Genomic DNA, 15,119 nt, shown 5'->3' on the forward strand with positions numbered 1-15,119 from the left:
CCCCCTCCTTGTAAGGGAGGTGCTCTCCCAGCTGAGCTAAGCGACCTGGGACTATCTAGTGGGTTGTGGAAATGGTTCGAACCTCGAACCCATTCTCAACAACACTGCGTTTTTGACAACGCTACAAAGCTGGTGGGTTGTGAAGGGCTCGAACCTTCGACCAATTGATTAAGAGTCAACTGCTCTACCAACCCATTTTAAAACTTGGTGGTCGCTATTGGGATCGAACCAATGACCCCCTCCTTGTAAGGGAGGTGCTCTCCCAGCTGAGCTAAGCGACCTGGGAATATCTGGTGGGTCGTGCGGGATTCGAACCTGCGACCAATTGATTAAAAGTCAACTGCTCTACCGACTGAGCTAACGACCCACTCTTTTTGTTATCGCCGGTAGCTATGCTTCCGGTCGCCAACGGCGGCCTATATTACGGATTTAGATGACTGACGCAACAGAAAATTTCAGATTTTCGTCCGTTTGGTCAGCCTTCATCCAATGGCTGAATATTTCACACTATTCAGCCTGCAGGCTACTTGGCATTAAGTGCCTTTTGCGCCAACTGGGCAGAAGGCGTGTCCGGATATTGCTTAACGACCAATTGGAAGAATTTATTGGCTTTCTCTTTGTCACCTTCACTCAAGGTAATCATCCCGAGCTTCAAGATAGCGTCGGCTCGTTTGGGAGAATCCTTAAACTTCTGTGCAACAATCAGGAAGTTCGCCTTGGCATTATCCTTATCACCTTGGTTGTACAACAACTGTCCCAGCCAGTAATGAGCATTCGGCACGTAACCAGACTGCGGATACTTCTGGATGAATTCCTCAAAGGCAGGCACCGCTTTGGCGAAGTTTTTATCCTTCATCACCAAGCTGACAGCCGCATCATAGGCTTGGGTCTCTTCCGCGCTCGCCGCCTTAGCAGCCGGAGTCGTTTGACCGACAATCGGTGTACCCGCCGCCTGTGCGCCATCAGAACTGGCTCCAGCACTTGCCGCCGCCGTAGCACCAGCAGCCACTCCGGCCGGGTTTGGACTGGCTTTGAGCTTATCAAGCTCCTGATACAACCCCTTCTGTCGCTCAGTCGCTTGTTGCAGTTTGTAATTGGCCTCTTCCAGACTGCCGCGTAGCTGACGCACCTCATCGCTTAGTGCATCGATCTGCTGTTGCATCTCCACTTGAACGAGATTGCGGGAATTATCCAATCGTTCCAGCTTCGCCAACCGCTCCTCTACCGACAACTCATCGGCATGCAGCAAGTTTGGGAAACCAACGGAAAAAAGAGCGGCCATCAAAATGGCCGCTTTCATCGATACGGTATTCATCAACCGTTAGACCTTAGTAAACCAGAACAGCGCGACGGTTCTTGGAGAAAGCGTCTTCTGAATGGCTGGCATCAGCAGGCTTTTCTTCACCGTAGCTCACAACTGACAATTGGGTCGCATCAACACCCAGATTTTGCAAGTATTTGGCAACCGCTTTGGCACGACGTTCACCCAGGGCAATGTTGTACTCTGGGGTACCGCGTTCATCAGTGTGGCCTTCTACCAATACCTTGATGGTGTTGTGCTCACGCAGGAAGTTGGCATGGGCCTGCAACAGCTCGGTGTATTGGCCATCGATAGCATCTTGGTCAAAACCAAAATAGATGGTGTTGTCTTGGCGCAAAGCTTCGTACTTCTGACGCATTTGCTCATCGGCAGACAGACCTTGATCGCCACCATTCAGAGTTTCAACGCCTTGCTCTTGAACGCCGGCACCTGAATCTTCGGTGCTGCTGCAAGCAGCCAGAGTGAACATAGGCAGAGCGATCATGAGGCTTTTCAGCAGATTATTGATTTGCATCTTTTTTCCTTGAATATTTTAATTTGAGGGTTAGTTCAGGAATGGTGACCAGGCAGGTGCTCGCACCTCACCCGTGGTCGAAGGAAGGTTTGCCTTGAATCTGCCGTCGGAAGAAACTAGCGCAAGACCTTGTTTTCCTTGATAAACGGTGCTGTAAATAATCATGCTACCGTTTGGTGCGACACTCGGAGACTTATCAGAAGAAGCCTGTGACAATACATACACGGCTCCTGATTCCAGGTCTTGCCGAGCAATGCGATATTGCCCTTGAACCCGACTGACCATCACTAATGATTTACCATCCGGACTCATAGATGCAGCCAAGTTCATGTCACCTTCCCAAGTCACACGCTGTGTAGCGCCCGTGGCCAAATCTACTCTATAAATTTGCGGTTTTCCACCTCTCTCCGAGGTAAATACCAAGCCCCGACCATCGGGAGTCCACGAGGGTTCAGTGTCAATAGAACGTTCGGATGTTACTCGTGTCAGCTGGCGTGAACCGACATCCAGAATATAAACATCTGGCTGGCCATCCTTAGACAGAACCAGGGCCAGTTTACGACCGTCCGGGGACCATTCCGGAGCCCCATTGATACCGGGATAGGATGCAACGAGGGAGCGGGACTGGCTATAGAGATCCTGGATATAGATGGAGGCACGACGCTTTTCGAAGCTGACATAAGCCAGCTTACGGCCATCGGGGGACCAGGAAGGAGACATCAAGGGTTCACGGGAACGCAGTAATACCCGCTCATTGTAGCCATCATAGTCGGCCATCATCAGCTGATATGGATACTGAGCACCATGGTTAAAGGAGATATAACTAATCCGAGTCAAAAATGCGCCACGCTCACCAGTCAGGCGTTCATAGACGATATCCGAGATCCGGTGGGCATATTGTCGTAATTGTTTACCAGGAACTGTGGCGACGCGACTATCCAGCACGGCATCAGCACCACCATTCTTGCCCTTGAGCACATCCACCAACTCAAAGGTTACTTTGTACTGGTTCGCACCGGCAGGCTCAATATGTCCGACCACCATGGCTTCAATCCCCATATTGGCCCAGACCGGATAGGTGATCTCTGCAGCTGTCGTGGGAGACTGAGGCATCTGAGTTCGGGCCAGAGGAGCGAACTTGCCACTGCGCATCAAATCAGAACTGATGACATTAGCGACATCTTCAGGCAACTGGGTACCCCCAGCCCATTTGAATTGCGGTATGGCAACAGGACGACCACTATCGACCCCGCCCGTGACCAGGATCTGCAGTTCAGCAAACGCATTTTGGCTGGTCAGCAACCAGACCATCAGAAGACCTACGATTCTTTTCATCTTTACCTAATTCCAGGTTGCAATGTCAGTAACATATTCTTGTACTGTTCGTACTTATCTTTGGGGGGCGCCGGTAAGCGCTTCATTCGACTTATTGTCGCTCTCGCAGCATTACAGACAGCGTCATCCCCCGAGCCCTGTCCCAAAGCGATTACCTTTCCGTCAGCGGCAAGTTTGACACTGAGATCCACACATTGCCGACCATGCAGACGCTTATCGCCTTGCCAGTGCTGCTGGATAGTTCGCACGACCTGTACCTCATAATCTTCCACCGGCTTTGCCGCCCAAGAAACTATGGGGATCAAGGTCAGGACGATACTACCCAAAACCCGATTTATATTGTTCATGTTGAAATCCATGCTCATCACGCCTAGTGAACAAGTTGTACAACGAACAACCAATGAAACGCGAGGCTGTTACCCCGCATTCCTGAACCCTGTCGCAACTTGGTACTACTGCGCACCAGGTTTAAGGTTCAACGCCAACACCTTGTACTCATCGTATTTATCCTTCGGCGGCGCAGGGAACTTGCCAATCCTGTTCACTGCCGCGATACCAGCTGAGCAAATAGCCTGGTTGCCATCACAAGAACCTATGGATAACACCAATCCGTCGGGCGCGATATTCACGCGCAAAATGGCTTCTTTGCCAAACATGGTGTTATCGATCAACATATTCCGTTGCACCATCTCGCTGATGAGCCCAGCATACGCATCACCATCACCACCCATTCCTGGGCCAGCCTTGTTGCCTGGGGCACCAGGAGTATCGCTCTCGAGATCGCTGAATAGATCCTCTTCGAGCTTTTTGGCATCCTGCTGATTTTTCTTTCGAGCCTGCTCCGCTTGCTTCTTCTCTAGCGCTTTTTTCTTCGCGTCTTCAGCTTTCTTACGCTCGAGCTCCTGCTTTTTCTTCTCAGCTTCTTTTTTCTTCAGTTCCGCCTGTTTTTTCAGCTCTTCATCTTTTTTCTGCTGTTCTGCTTTCTTCAGCTCAGCCTCTTTCTTTTTCAGTTCATCTTCTTTTTTCTTGAGCTCTTCGGCCTTTTTGTCCTCGGCGGCTTTCTTTTGCTCTTCCAGCTTCTTCTTGCGTTCTTCCTCAAGTTTTTGCTGTTCCAGCTCTTTTTTCTTCAGCTCATCTTTCTTCTTTTTCTCAAGCGCAATTTTCTTTTCAGCCTCAAGACGTTGACGCTCCACTTCCTTCTTACGCTCTGTTTCTTTCTTGGTCTTGAGCTGCTCTTGTTCCTTCCGCAAGCGAATCGTCTCAGCTTCCTTCTGCTGACGGACGGCTTCGACTTCTTTCTTTTGTTCCTGAATTCGCTCTTTCTCTTCTTCCAGCTTTTGCAGCTTCTGCTGTTTAGCAAATTCCGCATGTTGCTTGAATTGCAATTGATCGATCACGACCGCATGGACCACGCCACCGCCGCCACCGCCTCCCGGACGCTTGGGCTTATCAAGATTCCATTTGAGGACAAAGGCTAGAATGAGTAAAGCGTGCAACAATAGTGACACCACCACCGGGCCGGTCATACTACGTTTCACCGTCGATTACTCCGATTATTTCTTATTGCCGACAGGTTCGGTCATCAATCCCACGCTCGGGACACCCGCTTCCTTCAGCGCGGCCATCAGTTGTACGACCGCATCATAGGGTACCTTGGCGTCGCCCTGAACCACGACAGGAGACTCCGGGTTCATCCGCAAATATTGCGCCACTTGCCCGGCTAGATCGACCAAGTCCAACGTCTCTCGGTGGGAGTCACCAATATCGAGAAAATAGCGCCCCGTGGCATCCACGGATGCCACGACCGGTACCTTTTGATCCTCGGACATCGGTTGGGAATCAGCCTGCGGAAGATCAACCGTGACCCCTTGCATAATGACAGGAGCGGTGGCCATAAAAATAATCAGCAACACCAGCATGACATCGATGTAGGGAACGACGTTGATCTCAGCAACCGCACGTTTTTTGCTGCGGGGATGAACTTGCATCATTGATCACCCTTGTTAACCAACTGACGGTTCAGGATGGTAGAAAACTCATCCATGAAGTTGATATAGGCGTTTTCCAACTTGCCCGCTTTGGTGCTGAAACGGTTGAAAGCAACAACAGCTGGAATAGCGGCAAACAGACCCATGGCGGTAGCAATCAGGGCTTCAGCAATAGGTGGCGCCACCATCGCCAAGCTGGCGTTTTTCACCGCAGCCAATGCGATGAAGGCATGCATGATCCCCCACACAGTTCCAAACAGACCGATATACGGGCTGATAGAACCCACGGTAGCCAGCAAGGGCAAGCTGGTTTCCAGATCATCGACTTCTCGGGATAAAGAGACTCGCATCGCCCGGTAGGTACCATCCATCACCATTTCCTGACTCCGCGGGCCGCCGTTATGCAAGCGAGCAAACTCCTTGAAACCAGCAAAAAAGATCTGCTCCATCCCGGTCAACTCATCGCGACGTGCAGAGCACTCCTGATATAGACGGTTCAGATCGATGCCGGACCAGAACCGCTCTTCAAACTGCTCAGAGCAAAGTTTGGCGGCACGCAATAGCCGGGTGCGTTGGTAGATCACAGCCCAGGATGCTACTGACATGGCCAGCAGGATCAGCATGACGATCTGAACCAACGGGCTGGCTTCGAGGATCAGGTTAGTAAACGATAGTTGCGACGGTTGCACAGGTAAAAGCTCCCTTGATTACGTCAGGAAATGCGGTTGGTTTCATAACATCCAGGTTGACACAGGCAATGGTCACCCGGGCAGCAATGATAGGCCGACCAGTTTCATCTTCAATGTGTTGGGCAAAGACCAGAGAGGCTCTCTTGAGCTCAGCGATACGACTGGTAACCAGCAATTGCTGATTGAAGCGAGCGGCATGACGGAAATCGAGATCCATATGCCGAACCACGAAGGCAATCGAATGCTGTAACCAGACATCCTGCTCAACCCCCATGGCGCGTAGCCACTCAGTTCGTGCTCTTTCAAGATATTTCAGATAATTGGCATGGTAGACAATGCCACCGGCGTCCGTGTCTTCGTAGTAGACCCGCACCGGAAACTGAAACGACGTAGCCTGCATGAAAGAGCGAACTCCCAGCTTGATAATTTGGGCCTAGTGTACCCCAGCTAGATTGGGGAAAGAAGGTGATCTCAATCACTTGTTTTTTTGTAACAGCAAATAGCAAAAAAGCCACCCTTTCGGGTGGCTTCTGCGGACTAAGTGACTCAATCGAGTTTGCGGTCCAAGTTTTCAGTGTGTTCTAACCAGAGCGCATTGATGATGCCGAATGAACAGGCCAGCAACAACCCCAGGATCCAAGTGAAATACCACATAGCTGCTCTCCTTAGTAGGCCGAATGTTTGTTGGCTTCGATGTAATCTTTGTTCACTCGGCCAAACATCTTGATATAAGTCCAAGTGGTATAACCAAGAATGGTGGGAACAAAAATAACTGCCGCAACCAACATCACACTGAGAGTATTTTGCGAGGAGGTTGCATCCCAGACCGTCAGGCTGTGAGCCGGATTCAGGCTGGATGGCATGATGAACGGAAACATACTGAAACCAGCGGTCAATATGATGCCCGTCATCGTCAATGATGAACAAATGAAGGTCAATGCGCTGCGACCAAACTTGGCAAACAAGGATGCCAACAATGCCATCACCACGCCCAGGATCGGAGCTGTGATCATCCAAGGATAAGAGTCGTAGTTCTTCATCCATGCTCCGGCTTCAACCGCTACGGTCTTGTGTAGCGGATTGGACGCAGCACCAACGCCCATAAACTCGGTGATGGTATAGCCATTGATGCCGTGCGCGATCCAGTAGCCTGCAGCCGCAAACAGAACGGCGGTTAACAAACCGGTGACGGTAGCCGTTGTCCGAGCTCGAGCCTGAACTTCACCATCGGTTTTCATCATCAACCAGGCTGCGCCTTGGGTCAGGATCATAAACAAGCTGATAAAACCAGCCAGTAGACCAAACGGATTCAACAGACCGAAGAAGTTACCCTCATAGCTGGAGCGCAGGAAGGTGTCCAGGCTGAATGGCACCCCCTGCAACAGGTTACCGAACGCCACACCGAATACGATCGGAGGCACGGCACCACCGATGAACAAGCACCAGTCCCAGGTTGAACGCCAGCGTGGATCTTCGATCTTGGAGCGATAATCGAAACCCACAGGCCGGAAAAACAGCGCCATCAGTGTGAGAACCATGGCCACATAAAAACCGGAAAACGCGGTGGCGTAGACTGTTGGCCAGGCCGCAAAAATCGCGCCACCAGCGGTGATCAACCACACCTGATTACCATCCCAGTGCGGAGCTATGGTGTTGATCATTACCCGACGTTCAGTGTCGGTTTTACCCAGGATCGGCAGTAAAGCACCCACCCCCATATCAAAGCCATCGGTGATGGCAAAGCCGATCAGCAGGACACCAACCAGTGCCCACCAGATCACGCGTAAAACTTCATAATCCAACATGCGCTAACTCCTTTAGGCTGAATGCGTTTCGAAGTGGTATTTGCCGGTCTTCAAGCTGCTGGGGCCTTTGCGAGCAAATTTGAACATCAGGTACATTTCCACCACGAGCAACACAGTATAGAAAGCACAGATCCCGATCAGCGAGAACCAAAGATCGCCCTCGGTCAGCGTCGAAGCAGACATAAAGGTTGGCAATACTTCTGCTATCGTCCAGGGCTGACGGCCGTATTCTGCGACAAACCAGCCACACTCAATCGCAATCCAGGGCAGCGGGATCCCCCACAACAAGGCTTTGAGCAACCACTTGCGTTCACCGATGCGATGACGAGCACTGTCATAAAACGCCAAACCGATCAGCAACAGCATCAGAACACCGACGCCCACCATGATGCGGAATGAGAAGAATACCGGCGCAACCTTGGGAATACTGTCCTTGGCGGCTTGAGCAATCTGTTGGTCGGTAGCATCCGTGATATTGGCGGTATAGCGCTTGAGCAGGAGGCCGAAACCCAGATCTTGCTTGACCGCATTAAACTGCTTCAAGGTTTCTTCTGACTTGTCACCGGCTTGTAACTTGGTCAGCAAGGCATACGCCTGCATACCGGTACGGATCCGCTGTTCGTGATCACTGACCAGATCCTTGAGACCGGTGACCTGCTTATCCAGTGAGCGAGTCGCGATGATACCCATCACATACGGGATCTTGATGGCATAATCGGTACGCATCTCGTCCTGATTCGGCAAACCAATGACGGTAAAAGCAGCCGGAGCCTCTTCCGTTTCCCACTCGGCTTCGATAGCCGCCAGTTTGACCTTCTGCAAGTCGCCGATTTCATAGCCTGACTCATCTCCCAAAACCAGCACGGAGAGAATCGAGGCCATACCAAATGCTGCGGCTATCGCAAATGAACGACGGGCAAACGGAATGTCGCGGCCTTTCAGCAGGTAATAAGACGAGATACCCAATACGAACATGGCACCTGTGGTGTAACCCGCAGCCACGGTATGCACGAACTTGACCTGTGCAACCGGGTTGAAAACCAGCTCGCCAAAGCTGACCATTTCCATGCGCATGGTTTCGAAGTTAAATTCAGCCCCGGCAGGGAATTGCATCCAGCCGTTGGCGACCAGGATCCACAACGCAGACAGGTTGGTACCAATCGCCATCAGCCAGGTAGAAGCCAGATGCTGGGTCTTGGTCATACGATCCCAGCCAAAGAAGAACATACCGACGAAGGTCGACTCCAGGAAGAACGCCATCAAGCCTTCAATCGCCAGCGGAGCACCAAAGATGTCACCGACATAGTGAGAGTAGTAGGACCAGTTAGTACCGAACTGGAACTCCATCGTCAGACCCGTCGTCACCCCCAACGCAAAGTTGATGGCGAACAACTTGCCCCAAAACTTGGTCATATCCTTGTAAATAGGGTTGTTGGTCATGACATAGACCGACTCCATGATCGCCAGAATGAAGGTCATCCCGATGGTCAATGGCACGAATAAAAAGTGATAGAGCGCTGTCGCGGCAAACTGGATCCGCGACAGTTCGACCACAGTCTCATTAATCATGATAATTCCTCACCGATATCTATCCTTGGCCTTCACATTGCTGGAATGCCGTTCCTTGCATCGTTGTGGTGTTGTTTTTTAACCGCGCATTCGTTTACCAAACAAGCAGCCATTAACACAACCAGATCAAATGCAACAAAATTACAACATTTAGCGATTAAAGCTGTATTTCTTAGGTAACTTTATACCATTTGGTAACTAATTAAGGCAATAAAGACCACAAAATCCAAATGACTATGCCCGTTAAATACTAAACCATACCAGTGGGTTAGCGGACTATTAACTGCCGCAGAACCCTGAATCAATCACAGTTTGCCGATAAAACAACCTCGCTGAGTCACGAAAAGCCTCAGGATTAGTTTTTCTCATACCGAGTGATGATTTTTATCATTTGTTAACATATGCCGAGCTTTCTAGAATGGCGCCATTCCTTCAGTGCACAAAGAGACGCTCAGGAAGCGTTCCTACGCGTTATTTGTGTCACTTGATGGTTTGCTTACTCGTGAACTCACATCTTGAACTTTTCTCTGCGGACCTTGCGTCCGCATTTTTTATTCTTCCAAATCAGTACGCAGCCAGCGGTGAGCCAGATCAACGCCTGACGGCTGATATTCAAGATGTGATTTGGGGCTGTAAACCGAAGTGCTGATAGGCGCGCTGGGTCGCAATCCGTCCACGAGGTGTCCGCTGCAAGAAGCCTTGCTGGATCAAGAAAGGTTCGAGGACATCCTCAATGGTATCTTTTTCTTCACCGATGGCGGCCGCTAGATTATCCAGGCCCACAGGCCCCCCCATAAATTTATCGATGACCGCCAGCAATAGCTTGCGATCCATATAATCGAAGCCCTCTTTGTCGACATCTAGCATATCCAGCGCCGCTGCAGCCACTTCGGCACTGATATGGCCATCGGCGCGGATCTCGGCAAAATCACGCACTCGACGCAACAAACGGTTGGCAATACGGGGCGTCCCGCGCGCCCGGCAGGCAATCTCGTAGGCTCCGGCGGTTACCATCGATAATCCCAGACACTGGGCGCTACGCTCGACGATATCGGACAGATCCGCCACTTTGTAAAACTCCAGGCGTTGCACGATGCCGAAGCGATCCCGTAGCGGCGATGTCAGAGATCCTGCCCGCGTAGTGGCACCTATCAGGGTAAAAGGCGGCAACTCTAACTTGATCGAACGCGCGGCAGGCCCTTCACCAATCATGATATCCAACTGGTAGTCTTCCATTGCCGGATACAGTACCTCTTCGACTACGGGGCTCAGGCGGTGGATCTCATCGATGAACAGCACATCATTGGGTTCCAAATTGGTCAACAGGGCGGCCAGATCCCCGGCTTTCTCCAGTACAGGACCTGAAGTAGTCTTGATATTGACCCCCATCTCATTGGCAACAATATTCGCCAAGGTGGTTTTGCCAAGCCCAGGCGGACCGAAGATCAACAGATGATCCAGTGCCTCCCCCCGTCGCCGGGCGGCTTCAATAAAGATCTCCATCTGGGAGCGCACATGATCCTGACCCTGATAATCGGCCAATTGTTTGGGGCGAATGGCTCTGTCTATCAGCTCGTCTTCACGCGTTTCTTTCGGGGCGATCAGGCGATCGGCTTCAATCATGGCTCAACATCCTTACAGCATGGAACGCAGGGCTTCGCGGATCACCGCTTCCACCGTCATATCGGACTTATAGATCTTACTGACCACCAAACTGGCCTGCTGCGGTTTGTAGCCCAGCGCCAACAACGCCGAGACGGCTTCATCCTCAACACTGGAGGGCTTATCCGCATCCCCCGGCAGAGTCGTCATCGCATCGGTGAATGGCGTAAATAGAGCCCCTTCACTCCAACCTTTCAGGCGATCCTTCATCTCGACGACCAGGCGCTCGGCTGTCTTTTTACCCACACCCGGTATTTTAACCAGCAACCCAATCTCTTCTCGCTCGACCGCACTGACAAACTGGCTGGCCGACATGCCTGAAAGAATCGCCAACGCCAGCTTGGGGCCGACACCATTGGCCTTGAGCAACTCGCGAAACAAGGCTCGGGTACGTTTGTTCACAAAACCGTACAGCAGTTGTGCATCTTCGCGCACCACGAAATGGGTATGCAGAACGGCTTCCTGACCGATGGGAGGCAGCTCGTAGAAGCAGGTCATTGGCAACTGCAACTCATAGCCGACGCCACCGACTTCCAGCAGGATCTCCGGGGGTTGTTTTTCTATCAAGGTGCCACGTAATCGACCTATCACCTGCACATACTCCGTCAACTTGCACTGACGCTAGAATAATGAATAACTGGATGGGCATCCAGCTTTTTACCACAATCGACGGACATCGCCTCAACGCAAACGGCCGCGCACTACCCCTTGCACCGTCGACCCACGACCCGCCATGCGGATCAAGCTCTGCATGGTATGGGTGTGACAGAGGGCAACCGCCAAGGCATCTGCCGCATCGGCCTGGGGATTGCCGGGTAATTTCAGTAACTGCCGCACCATATGTTGCACCTGCTCTTTATCGGCAGCGCCTGTTCCCACCACCGATTGCTTCACCTGGCGTGCCGAATATTCGGCAACATCCAAGCCAGCATTCACCGCCGCCACGATCGCCGCGCCGCGCGCTTGCCCCAGCTTCAATGCGGAATCCGGATTGCGCGCCATAAAGACCTGTTCGATGGCAAACAGATCGGGGCGAAACTGCAGGATCACCTCGCTGACACCATCATAAATCTGCTTGAGTTTGGGCGCCAAAACATCGCCACTGGTACGGATACAACCCGAGCCCAGGTATTCACAGCGTCCGGCCAGGGAGCGAATGATGCCGTAGCCGGTAATGCGCGAACCCGGATCAATACCCAATATGATGCTCATTGCTGCTCCTCATGCGCGTTCAACAACAAGGGGAGCCATAGCTCCCCTTGTTGGTATCAAATGTCCATCAGCAACCATATCAAAGGGTGGCTGCTACTTCGTCCGAGATGGAGCCGTTATGATAGACCTCTTGCACATCATCCAGATCTTCAAGCATATCGATGAGGCGCATGAACTTGGGTGCTGTTTCGGCATCCAGCTCAGCCTCAGTCGATGCAATCATGGTGACAGCCGCGTTGCTAGTTTTGAAACCGGCAGCTTCCAGCGCATCCAGAACAGTTCCGAAATCATTCGGCGTGGTATAGACCTCGACACTACCATCATCGTTGCTAACCACATCATCAGCACCGGCTTCCAAAGCCGCATCCATCAATACATCTTCATTCACGTTTTCGAAGGTGAGAACGCCCTTCTTGCTGAACAGATAAGAGACAGAACCGTCGGTACCCAGATTACCACCACACTTACTGAAAGCATGACGAACTTCTGAGACAGTCCGGTTGCGGTTATCGGTCATACATTCCACCATCACCGCAGAACCTGCCGGGCCGTATCCTTCATAGATCAAGGTTTCCAGTTCGGCGCCATCACCACCACCGGCACCCCGCTGAATCGCACGGTTGACGGTGTCCCGGGTCATGTTATTCGACAGTGCGGCAGCAACAGCGGCACGCAGACGGGGGTTGGCTGCCGGATCGGCATCCCCGACCCGGGCCGCAGTCGTGATTTCACGGATCAATTTAGTGAAGATCTTGCCCCGCTTGGCATCTTGTGCTGCTTTGCGGTGTTTAATGTTGGCCCATTTACTATGACCTGCCATAGAAAACTCTCCGTTAACACAGTTTGTATGGCGTGACGGTTCTCACCATCACGCTGAATTTCAGGGTTCAGGCTCGGCCGTGAGCCCGAACATCAGGCCTTATCGACCGTGCTCTTGATAGCCAACTCCACCAACGAAGCCGGGTTACCGAAGCTCGGCGCATCTGTCATCAAACAGGCTGCTGCCGTGGTCTTCGGGAAGGCAATCACATCGCGAATATTATCGGTACCCGTCAGCAGCATCGTCAGACGATCCAGGCCAAAGGCCAGGCCCGCGTGTGGCGGCGTACCAAACTTCAGAGCCTCCAGCAGGAAGCCGAATTTTTCTTTTTGATCCTGCTCTTCGATACCCAGAATGCGGAATACGGTCTGCTGCATGTTGCTGCGATGGATACGCACCGAGCCACCACCGACTTCATAACCGTTGATGACCATATCGTACGCATTGGCATACGCCGCACACGGGTCGGCCTCCAGCTCTTCGGCGGTCATCTCCTTGGGTGCAGTAAACGGATGGTGCATCGCCGTCAAACCACCTTCACCATTTTCCTCGAACATCGGGAAGTCGATCACCCACAATGGCTTCCAACCCGCAATCACCAGATCCAGGTCACGACCGACCTTCAGGCGCAAGGCGCCCATGGCATCGCAGACTACCTTGGCCTTGTCGGCACCAAAAAACAGGATGTCGCCATCCGCAGCGCCAGTTCGCGCCAGGATTTCCCGCACGATAGCGTCATTCAGGAACTTGGCGACCGGAGATTGCACCCCATCGATGCCCTTGGCCGCATCGTTGACCTTCATCCAGGCCAGGCCCTTGGCACCATAGATGCCAACAAACTGGGTATATTCATCGATCTGCTTACGGGAAAGCTGGGCGCCACCCGGCACGCGCAATGCGGCAACACGCCCCTTGGCATCATTGGCAGGGCCAGCAAATACGGCAAACTCGACCTGAGTCAGCAGATCGGCGACATCGACTAGCTCCATCGGGTTGCGCAGATCCGGCTTATCAGAACCATAACGACGCATGGCTTCATCAAAGGTCATGATCGGGAACTGACCCAGATCGTCGCCCGCAATCTCCAACCACAAACCGCGGATCAGCTCTTCCATCACCTCACGCACCTGCTCGGCACTCATGAAGGAGGTTTCCACGTCGATCTGGGTAAATTCCGGTTGGCGATCGGCACGCAAGTCTTCGTCGCGGAAGCACTTGACGATCTGATAGTAGCGATCAAAGCCGGACATCATCAGCAGTTGCTTAAAGAGTTGCGGCGATTGCGGCAGTGCATAGAATTTGCCCTTATGCACCCGGCTTGGTACCAGATAATCTCGCGCACCTTCAGGGGTCGCTTTGGTCAGCATCGGTGTTTCAATATCGAGGAAACCGGCGTTATCCATGAACCGACGCACAAAGCTGCTGATGCGAGCGCGGGTCTTCAGGGATTGCGCCATCTCGGGACGGCGCAGATCCAGATACCGGTACTTCAGGCGCTGCTCTTCCGTGTTGGTCTGGTTGAAATCCAGCGGCAAGGGCTCGGCACGGTTAATGATTTCCAGCTCGTGAGCGAAAACTTCGATAGCGCCAGTTGCCATATCGGCATTGACCTGCGAAGCCGGACGAGCACGCACCAGACCGCTGACCTGAATGCAGAATTCATTTCGCAAATCAGATGCCAGGGTATAAGCCTCGGGACGATCCGGATCGAAGAATACCTGCACAATCCCTTCCCGGTCGCGCATGTCGATAAAGATCAAGCCACCGAGGTCACGACGACGATGGACCCAACCGCACAGAGTCACCGGTTGATCGACATGGCTGGCATTCACCTGGCCGCAATACATGGTACGCATGAAGTAATCCTTGAAATATTGTTATTTGCCGGCCGGGCAGCCCATACAGCCGCCGCCAGCCTCACACGAGGGCCAATGATTCATCTGGCCCACTTTCGAATTGGTCATCTGCTGACAAGCTCCCGAAACATGAAGGCCGGGAATGGACAGCATTTTCTTCAGCGCTGAGGCCTGACATGCCGGACAATCGGTCAAGGGCGTATCGGTCAGCTTCTGTAATTTGGCCAGCGAGTGGCCACACTGATCACATCGATATTCGTAGATAGGCATAGGCTAGAAACGAATGAACTCATGTTACCAAGCGAAAAGGCCCGCCATTATAGGGCAAATATTCTGCCGTGATAACAC

17 protein-coding genes and 2 tRNA genes are annotated in these 15,119 nt (G+C 52.3%); all 19 read right to left on the bottom strand.

What is annotated here, in order from left to right; translation table 11 throughout:
• Window positions 1–205 precede the first annotated feature (205 nt).
• Window positions 206–281: transfer RNA gene (locus tag ACYVG7_RS01000), tRNA-Val, on the bottom strand.
• 10 nt (window positions 282–291) lie between these two features.
• A tRNA-Lys gene (locus ACYVG7_RS01005) sits at window positions 292–367 on the bottom strand.
• A 156-nt stretch (window positions 368–523) separates the two neighbouring features.
• Window positions 524–1,315, bottom strand: a complete 792-nt coding sequence (gene ybgF, locus ACYVG7_RS01010; RefSeq protein ID WP_460881392.1) for a tol-pal system protein YbgF — start codon at window positions 1,313–1,315, stop codon at window positions 524–526.
• A 13-nt stretch (window positions 1,316–1,328) separates the two neighbouring features.
• A complete protein-coding gene (gene pal / locus ACYVG7_RS01015; RefSeq protein WP_460881393.1) occupies window positions 1,329–1,835 on the bottom strand; it encodes a peptidoglycan-associated lipoprotein Pal in 507 nt (168 codons plus the stop codon).
• 30 nt (window positions 1,836–1,865) lie between these two features.
• The gene (gene tolB / locus ACYVG7_RS01020; protein ID WP_460881394.1) at window positions 1,866–3,170 is read right to left on the bottom strand and encodes a Tol-Pal system beta propeller repeat protein TolB; all 1,305 of its coding nucleotides are present in this window, start codon (window positions 3,168–3,170) and stop codon (window positions 1,866–1,868) included.
• A 2-nt stretch (window positions 3,171–3,172) separates the two neighbouring features.
• Window positions 3,173–3,517, bottom strand: coding sequence for a cell envelope integrity protein TolA (gene tolA / locus ACYVG7_RS01025; protein ID WP_460881395.1), 345 nt, complete (start codon window positions 3,515–3,517; stop codon window positions 3,173–3,175).
• A gap of 105 nt (window positions 3,518–3,622) precedes the next feature.
• Window positions 3,623–4,708: a cell envelope integrity protein TolA gene (gene tolA / locus ACYVG7_RS01030; protein WP_460881396.1), complete on the bottom strand. Its 1,086-nt coding sequence runs from the start codon at window positions 4,706–4,708 to the stop codon at window positions 3,623–3,625.
• Window positions 4,709–4,723: 15 nt separating this feature from the next.
• Window positions 4,724–5,158 (bottom strand): protein TolR, encoded by a 435-nt coding sequence (gene tolR, locus ACYVG7_RS01035; RefSeq protein WP_460881473.1) that lies wholly within the window; start codon window positions 5,156–5,158, stop codon window positions 4,724–4,726.
• Complete coding sequence (gene tolQ, locus ACYVG7_RS01040; protein WP_460881397.1) at window positions 5,158–5,847, bottom strand: protein TolQ; 690 nt, start codon at window positions 5,845–5,847, stop codon at window positions 5,158–5,160. Before tolQ ends, tolR begins: the two co-directional genes overlap by 1 nt.
• Window positions 5,819–6,247, bottom strand: coding sequence for a tol-pal system-associated acyl-CoA thioesterase (gene ybgC / locus ACYVG7_RS01045; RefSeq protein WP_460881398.1), 429 nt, complete (start codon window positions 6,245–6,247; stop codon window positions 5,819–5,821). The genes tolQ and ybgC overlap by 29 nt, the downstream gene beginning before the upstream one ends.
• A gap of 146 nt (window positions 6,248–6,393) precedes the next feature.
• Complete coding sequence (cydX, locus tag ACYVG7_RS01050) at window positions 6,394–6,501, bottom strand: cytochrome bd-I oxidase subunit CydX (protein ID WP_460881399.1); 108 nt, start codon at window positions 6,499–6,501, stop codon at window positions 6,394–6,396.
• Between the two features lie 11 nt (window positions 6,502–6,512).
• Window positions 6,513–7,652, bottom strand: a complete 1,140-nt coding sequence (cydB, locus tag ACYVG7_RS01055; protein WP_460881400.1) for a cytochrome d ubiquinol oxidase subunit II — start codon at window positions 7,650–7,652, stop codon at window positions 6,513–6,515.
• Window positions 7,653–7,664: 12 nt separating this feature from the next.
• Window positions 7,665–9,221: a cytochrome ubiquinol oxidase subunit I gene (locus ACYVG7_RS01060; protein WP_460881401.1), complete on the bottom strand. Its 1,557-nt coding sequence runs from the start codon at window positions 9,219–9,221 to the stop codon at window positions 7,665–7,667.
• A 612-nt stretch (window positions 9,222–9,833) separates the two neighbouring features.
• A complete protein-coding gene (ruvB, locus tag ACYVG7_RS01065) occupies window positions 9,834–10,844 on the bottom strand; it encodes a Holliday junction branch migration DNA helicase RuvB (protein WP_460881402.1) in 1,011 nt (336 codons plus the stop codon).
• 12 nt (window positions 10,845–10,856) lie between these two features.
• On the bottom strand, window positions 10,857–11,474 hold the full coding sequence (gene ruvA / locus ACYVG7_RS01070) for a Holliday junction branch migration protein RuvA (protein WP_460881403.1): 618 nt from the start codon (window positions 11,472–11,474) through the stop codon (window positions 10,857–10,859).
• Window positions 11,475–11,564: 90 nt separating this feature from the next.
• Window positions 11,565–12,095, bottom strand: a complete 531-nt coding sequence (gene ruvC / locus ACYVG7_RS01075; RefSeq protein ID WP_460881404.1) for a crossover junction endodeoxyribonuclease RuvC — start codon at window positions 12,093–12,095, stop codon at window positions 11,565–11,567.
• A 79-nt stretch (window positions 12,096–12,174) separates the two neighbouring features.
• Complete coding sequence (locus ACYVG7_RS01080) at window positions 12,175–12,915, bottom strand: YebC/PmpR family DNA-binding transcriptional regulator (RefSeq protein ID WP_460881405.1); 741 nt, start codon at window positions 12,913–12,915, stop codon at window positions 12,175–12,177.
• 92 nt (window positions 12,916–13,007) lie between these two features.
• Window positions 13,008–14,771 carry an aspartate--tRNA ligase gene (aspS, locus tag ACYVG7_RS01085; protein ID WP_460881406.1) on the bottom strand — a complete coding sequence of 588 codons (1,764 nt, stop codon included), beginning with the start codon at window positions 14,769–14,771 and terminating at the stop codon, window positions 13,008–13,010.
• Between the two features lie 21 nt (window positions 14,772–14,792).
• Window positions 14,793–15,041, bottom strand: coding sequence for an FmdB family zinc ribbon protein (locus tag ACYVG7_RS01090; RefSeq protein WP_460881407.1), 249 nt, complete (start codon window positions 15,039–15,041; stop codon window positions 14,793–14,795).
• Between the last annotated feature and the right edge of the window lie 78 nt (window positions 15,042–15,119).

It is taken from the genome of Pseudaeromonas pectinilytica (genome assembly GCF_054780855.1).

Excerpts from the sequence above, each read along its gene's own strand:
- ybgF (WP_460881392.1), bottom strand. The coding sequence starts at position 1,315 with ATGAATACCGTATCGATGAAAGCGGCCATTTTGATGGCCGCTCTTTTT.
- pal (WP_460881393.1), bottom strand. The coding sequence starts at position 1,835 with ATGCAAATCAATAATCTGCTGAAAAGCCTCATGATCGCTCTGCCTATG.
- tolB (WP_460881394.1), bottom strand. The coding sequence starts at position 3,170 with ATGAAAAGAATCGTAGGTCTTCTGATGGTCTGGTTGCTGACCAGCCAA.
- tolA (WP_460881395.1), bottom strand. The coding sequence starts at position 3,517 with ATGAACAATATAAATCGGGTTTTGGGTAGTATCGTCCTGACCTTGATC.
- tolR (WP_460881473.1), bottom strand. The coding sequence starts at position 5,158 with ATGCAAGTTCATCCCCGCAGCAAAAAACGTGCGGTTGCTGAGATCAAC.
- ybgC (WP_460881398.1), bottom strand. The coding sequence starts at position 6,247 with ATGCAGGCTACGTCGTTTCAGTTTCCGGTGCGGGTCTACTACGAAGAC.
- cydX (WP_460881399.1), bottom strand. The coding sequence starts at position 6,501 with ATGTGGTATTTCACTTGGATCCTGGGGTTGTTGCTGGCCTGTTCATTC.
- cydB (WP_460881400.1), bottom strand. The coding sequence starts at position 7,652 with ATGTTGGATTATGAAGTTTTACGCGTGATCTGGTGGGCACTGGTTGGT.
- ACYVG7_RS01060 (WP_460881401.1), bottom strand. The coding sequence starts at position 9,221 with ATGATTAATGAGACTGTGGTCGAACTGTCGCGGATCCAGTTTGCCGCG.
- ruvB (WP_460881402.1), bottom strand. The coding sequence starts at position 10,844 with ATGATTGAAGCCGATCGCCTGATCGCCCCGAAAGAAACGCGTGAAGAC.
- ruvC (WP_460881404.1), bottom strand. The coding sequence starts at position 12,095 with ATGAGCATCATATTGGGTATTGATCCGGGTTCGCGCATTACCGGCTAC.
- ACYVG7_RS01080 (WP_460881405.1), bottom strand. The coding sequence starts at position 12,915 with ATGGCAGGTCATAGTAAATGGGCCAACATTAAACACCGCAAAGCAGCA.
- aspS (WP_460881406.1), bottom strand. The coding sequence starts at position 14,771 with ATGCGTACCATGTATTGCGGCCAGGTGAATGCCAGCCATGTCGATCAA.
- ACYVG7_RS01090 (WP_460881407.1), bottom strand. The coding sequence starts at position 15,041 with ATGCCTATCTACGAATATCGATGTGATCAGTGTGGCCACTCGCTGGCC.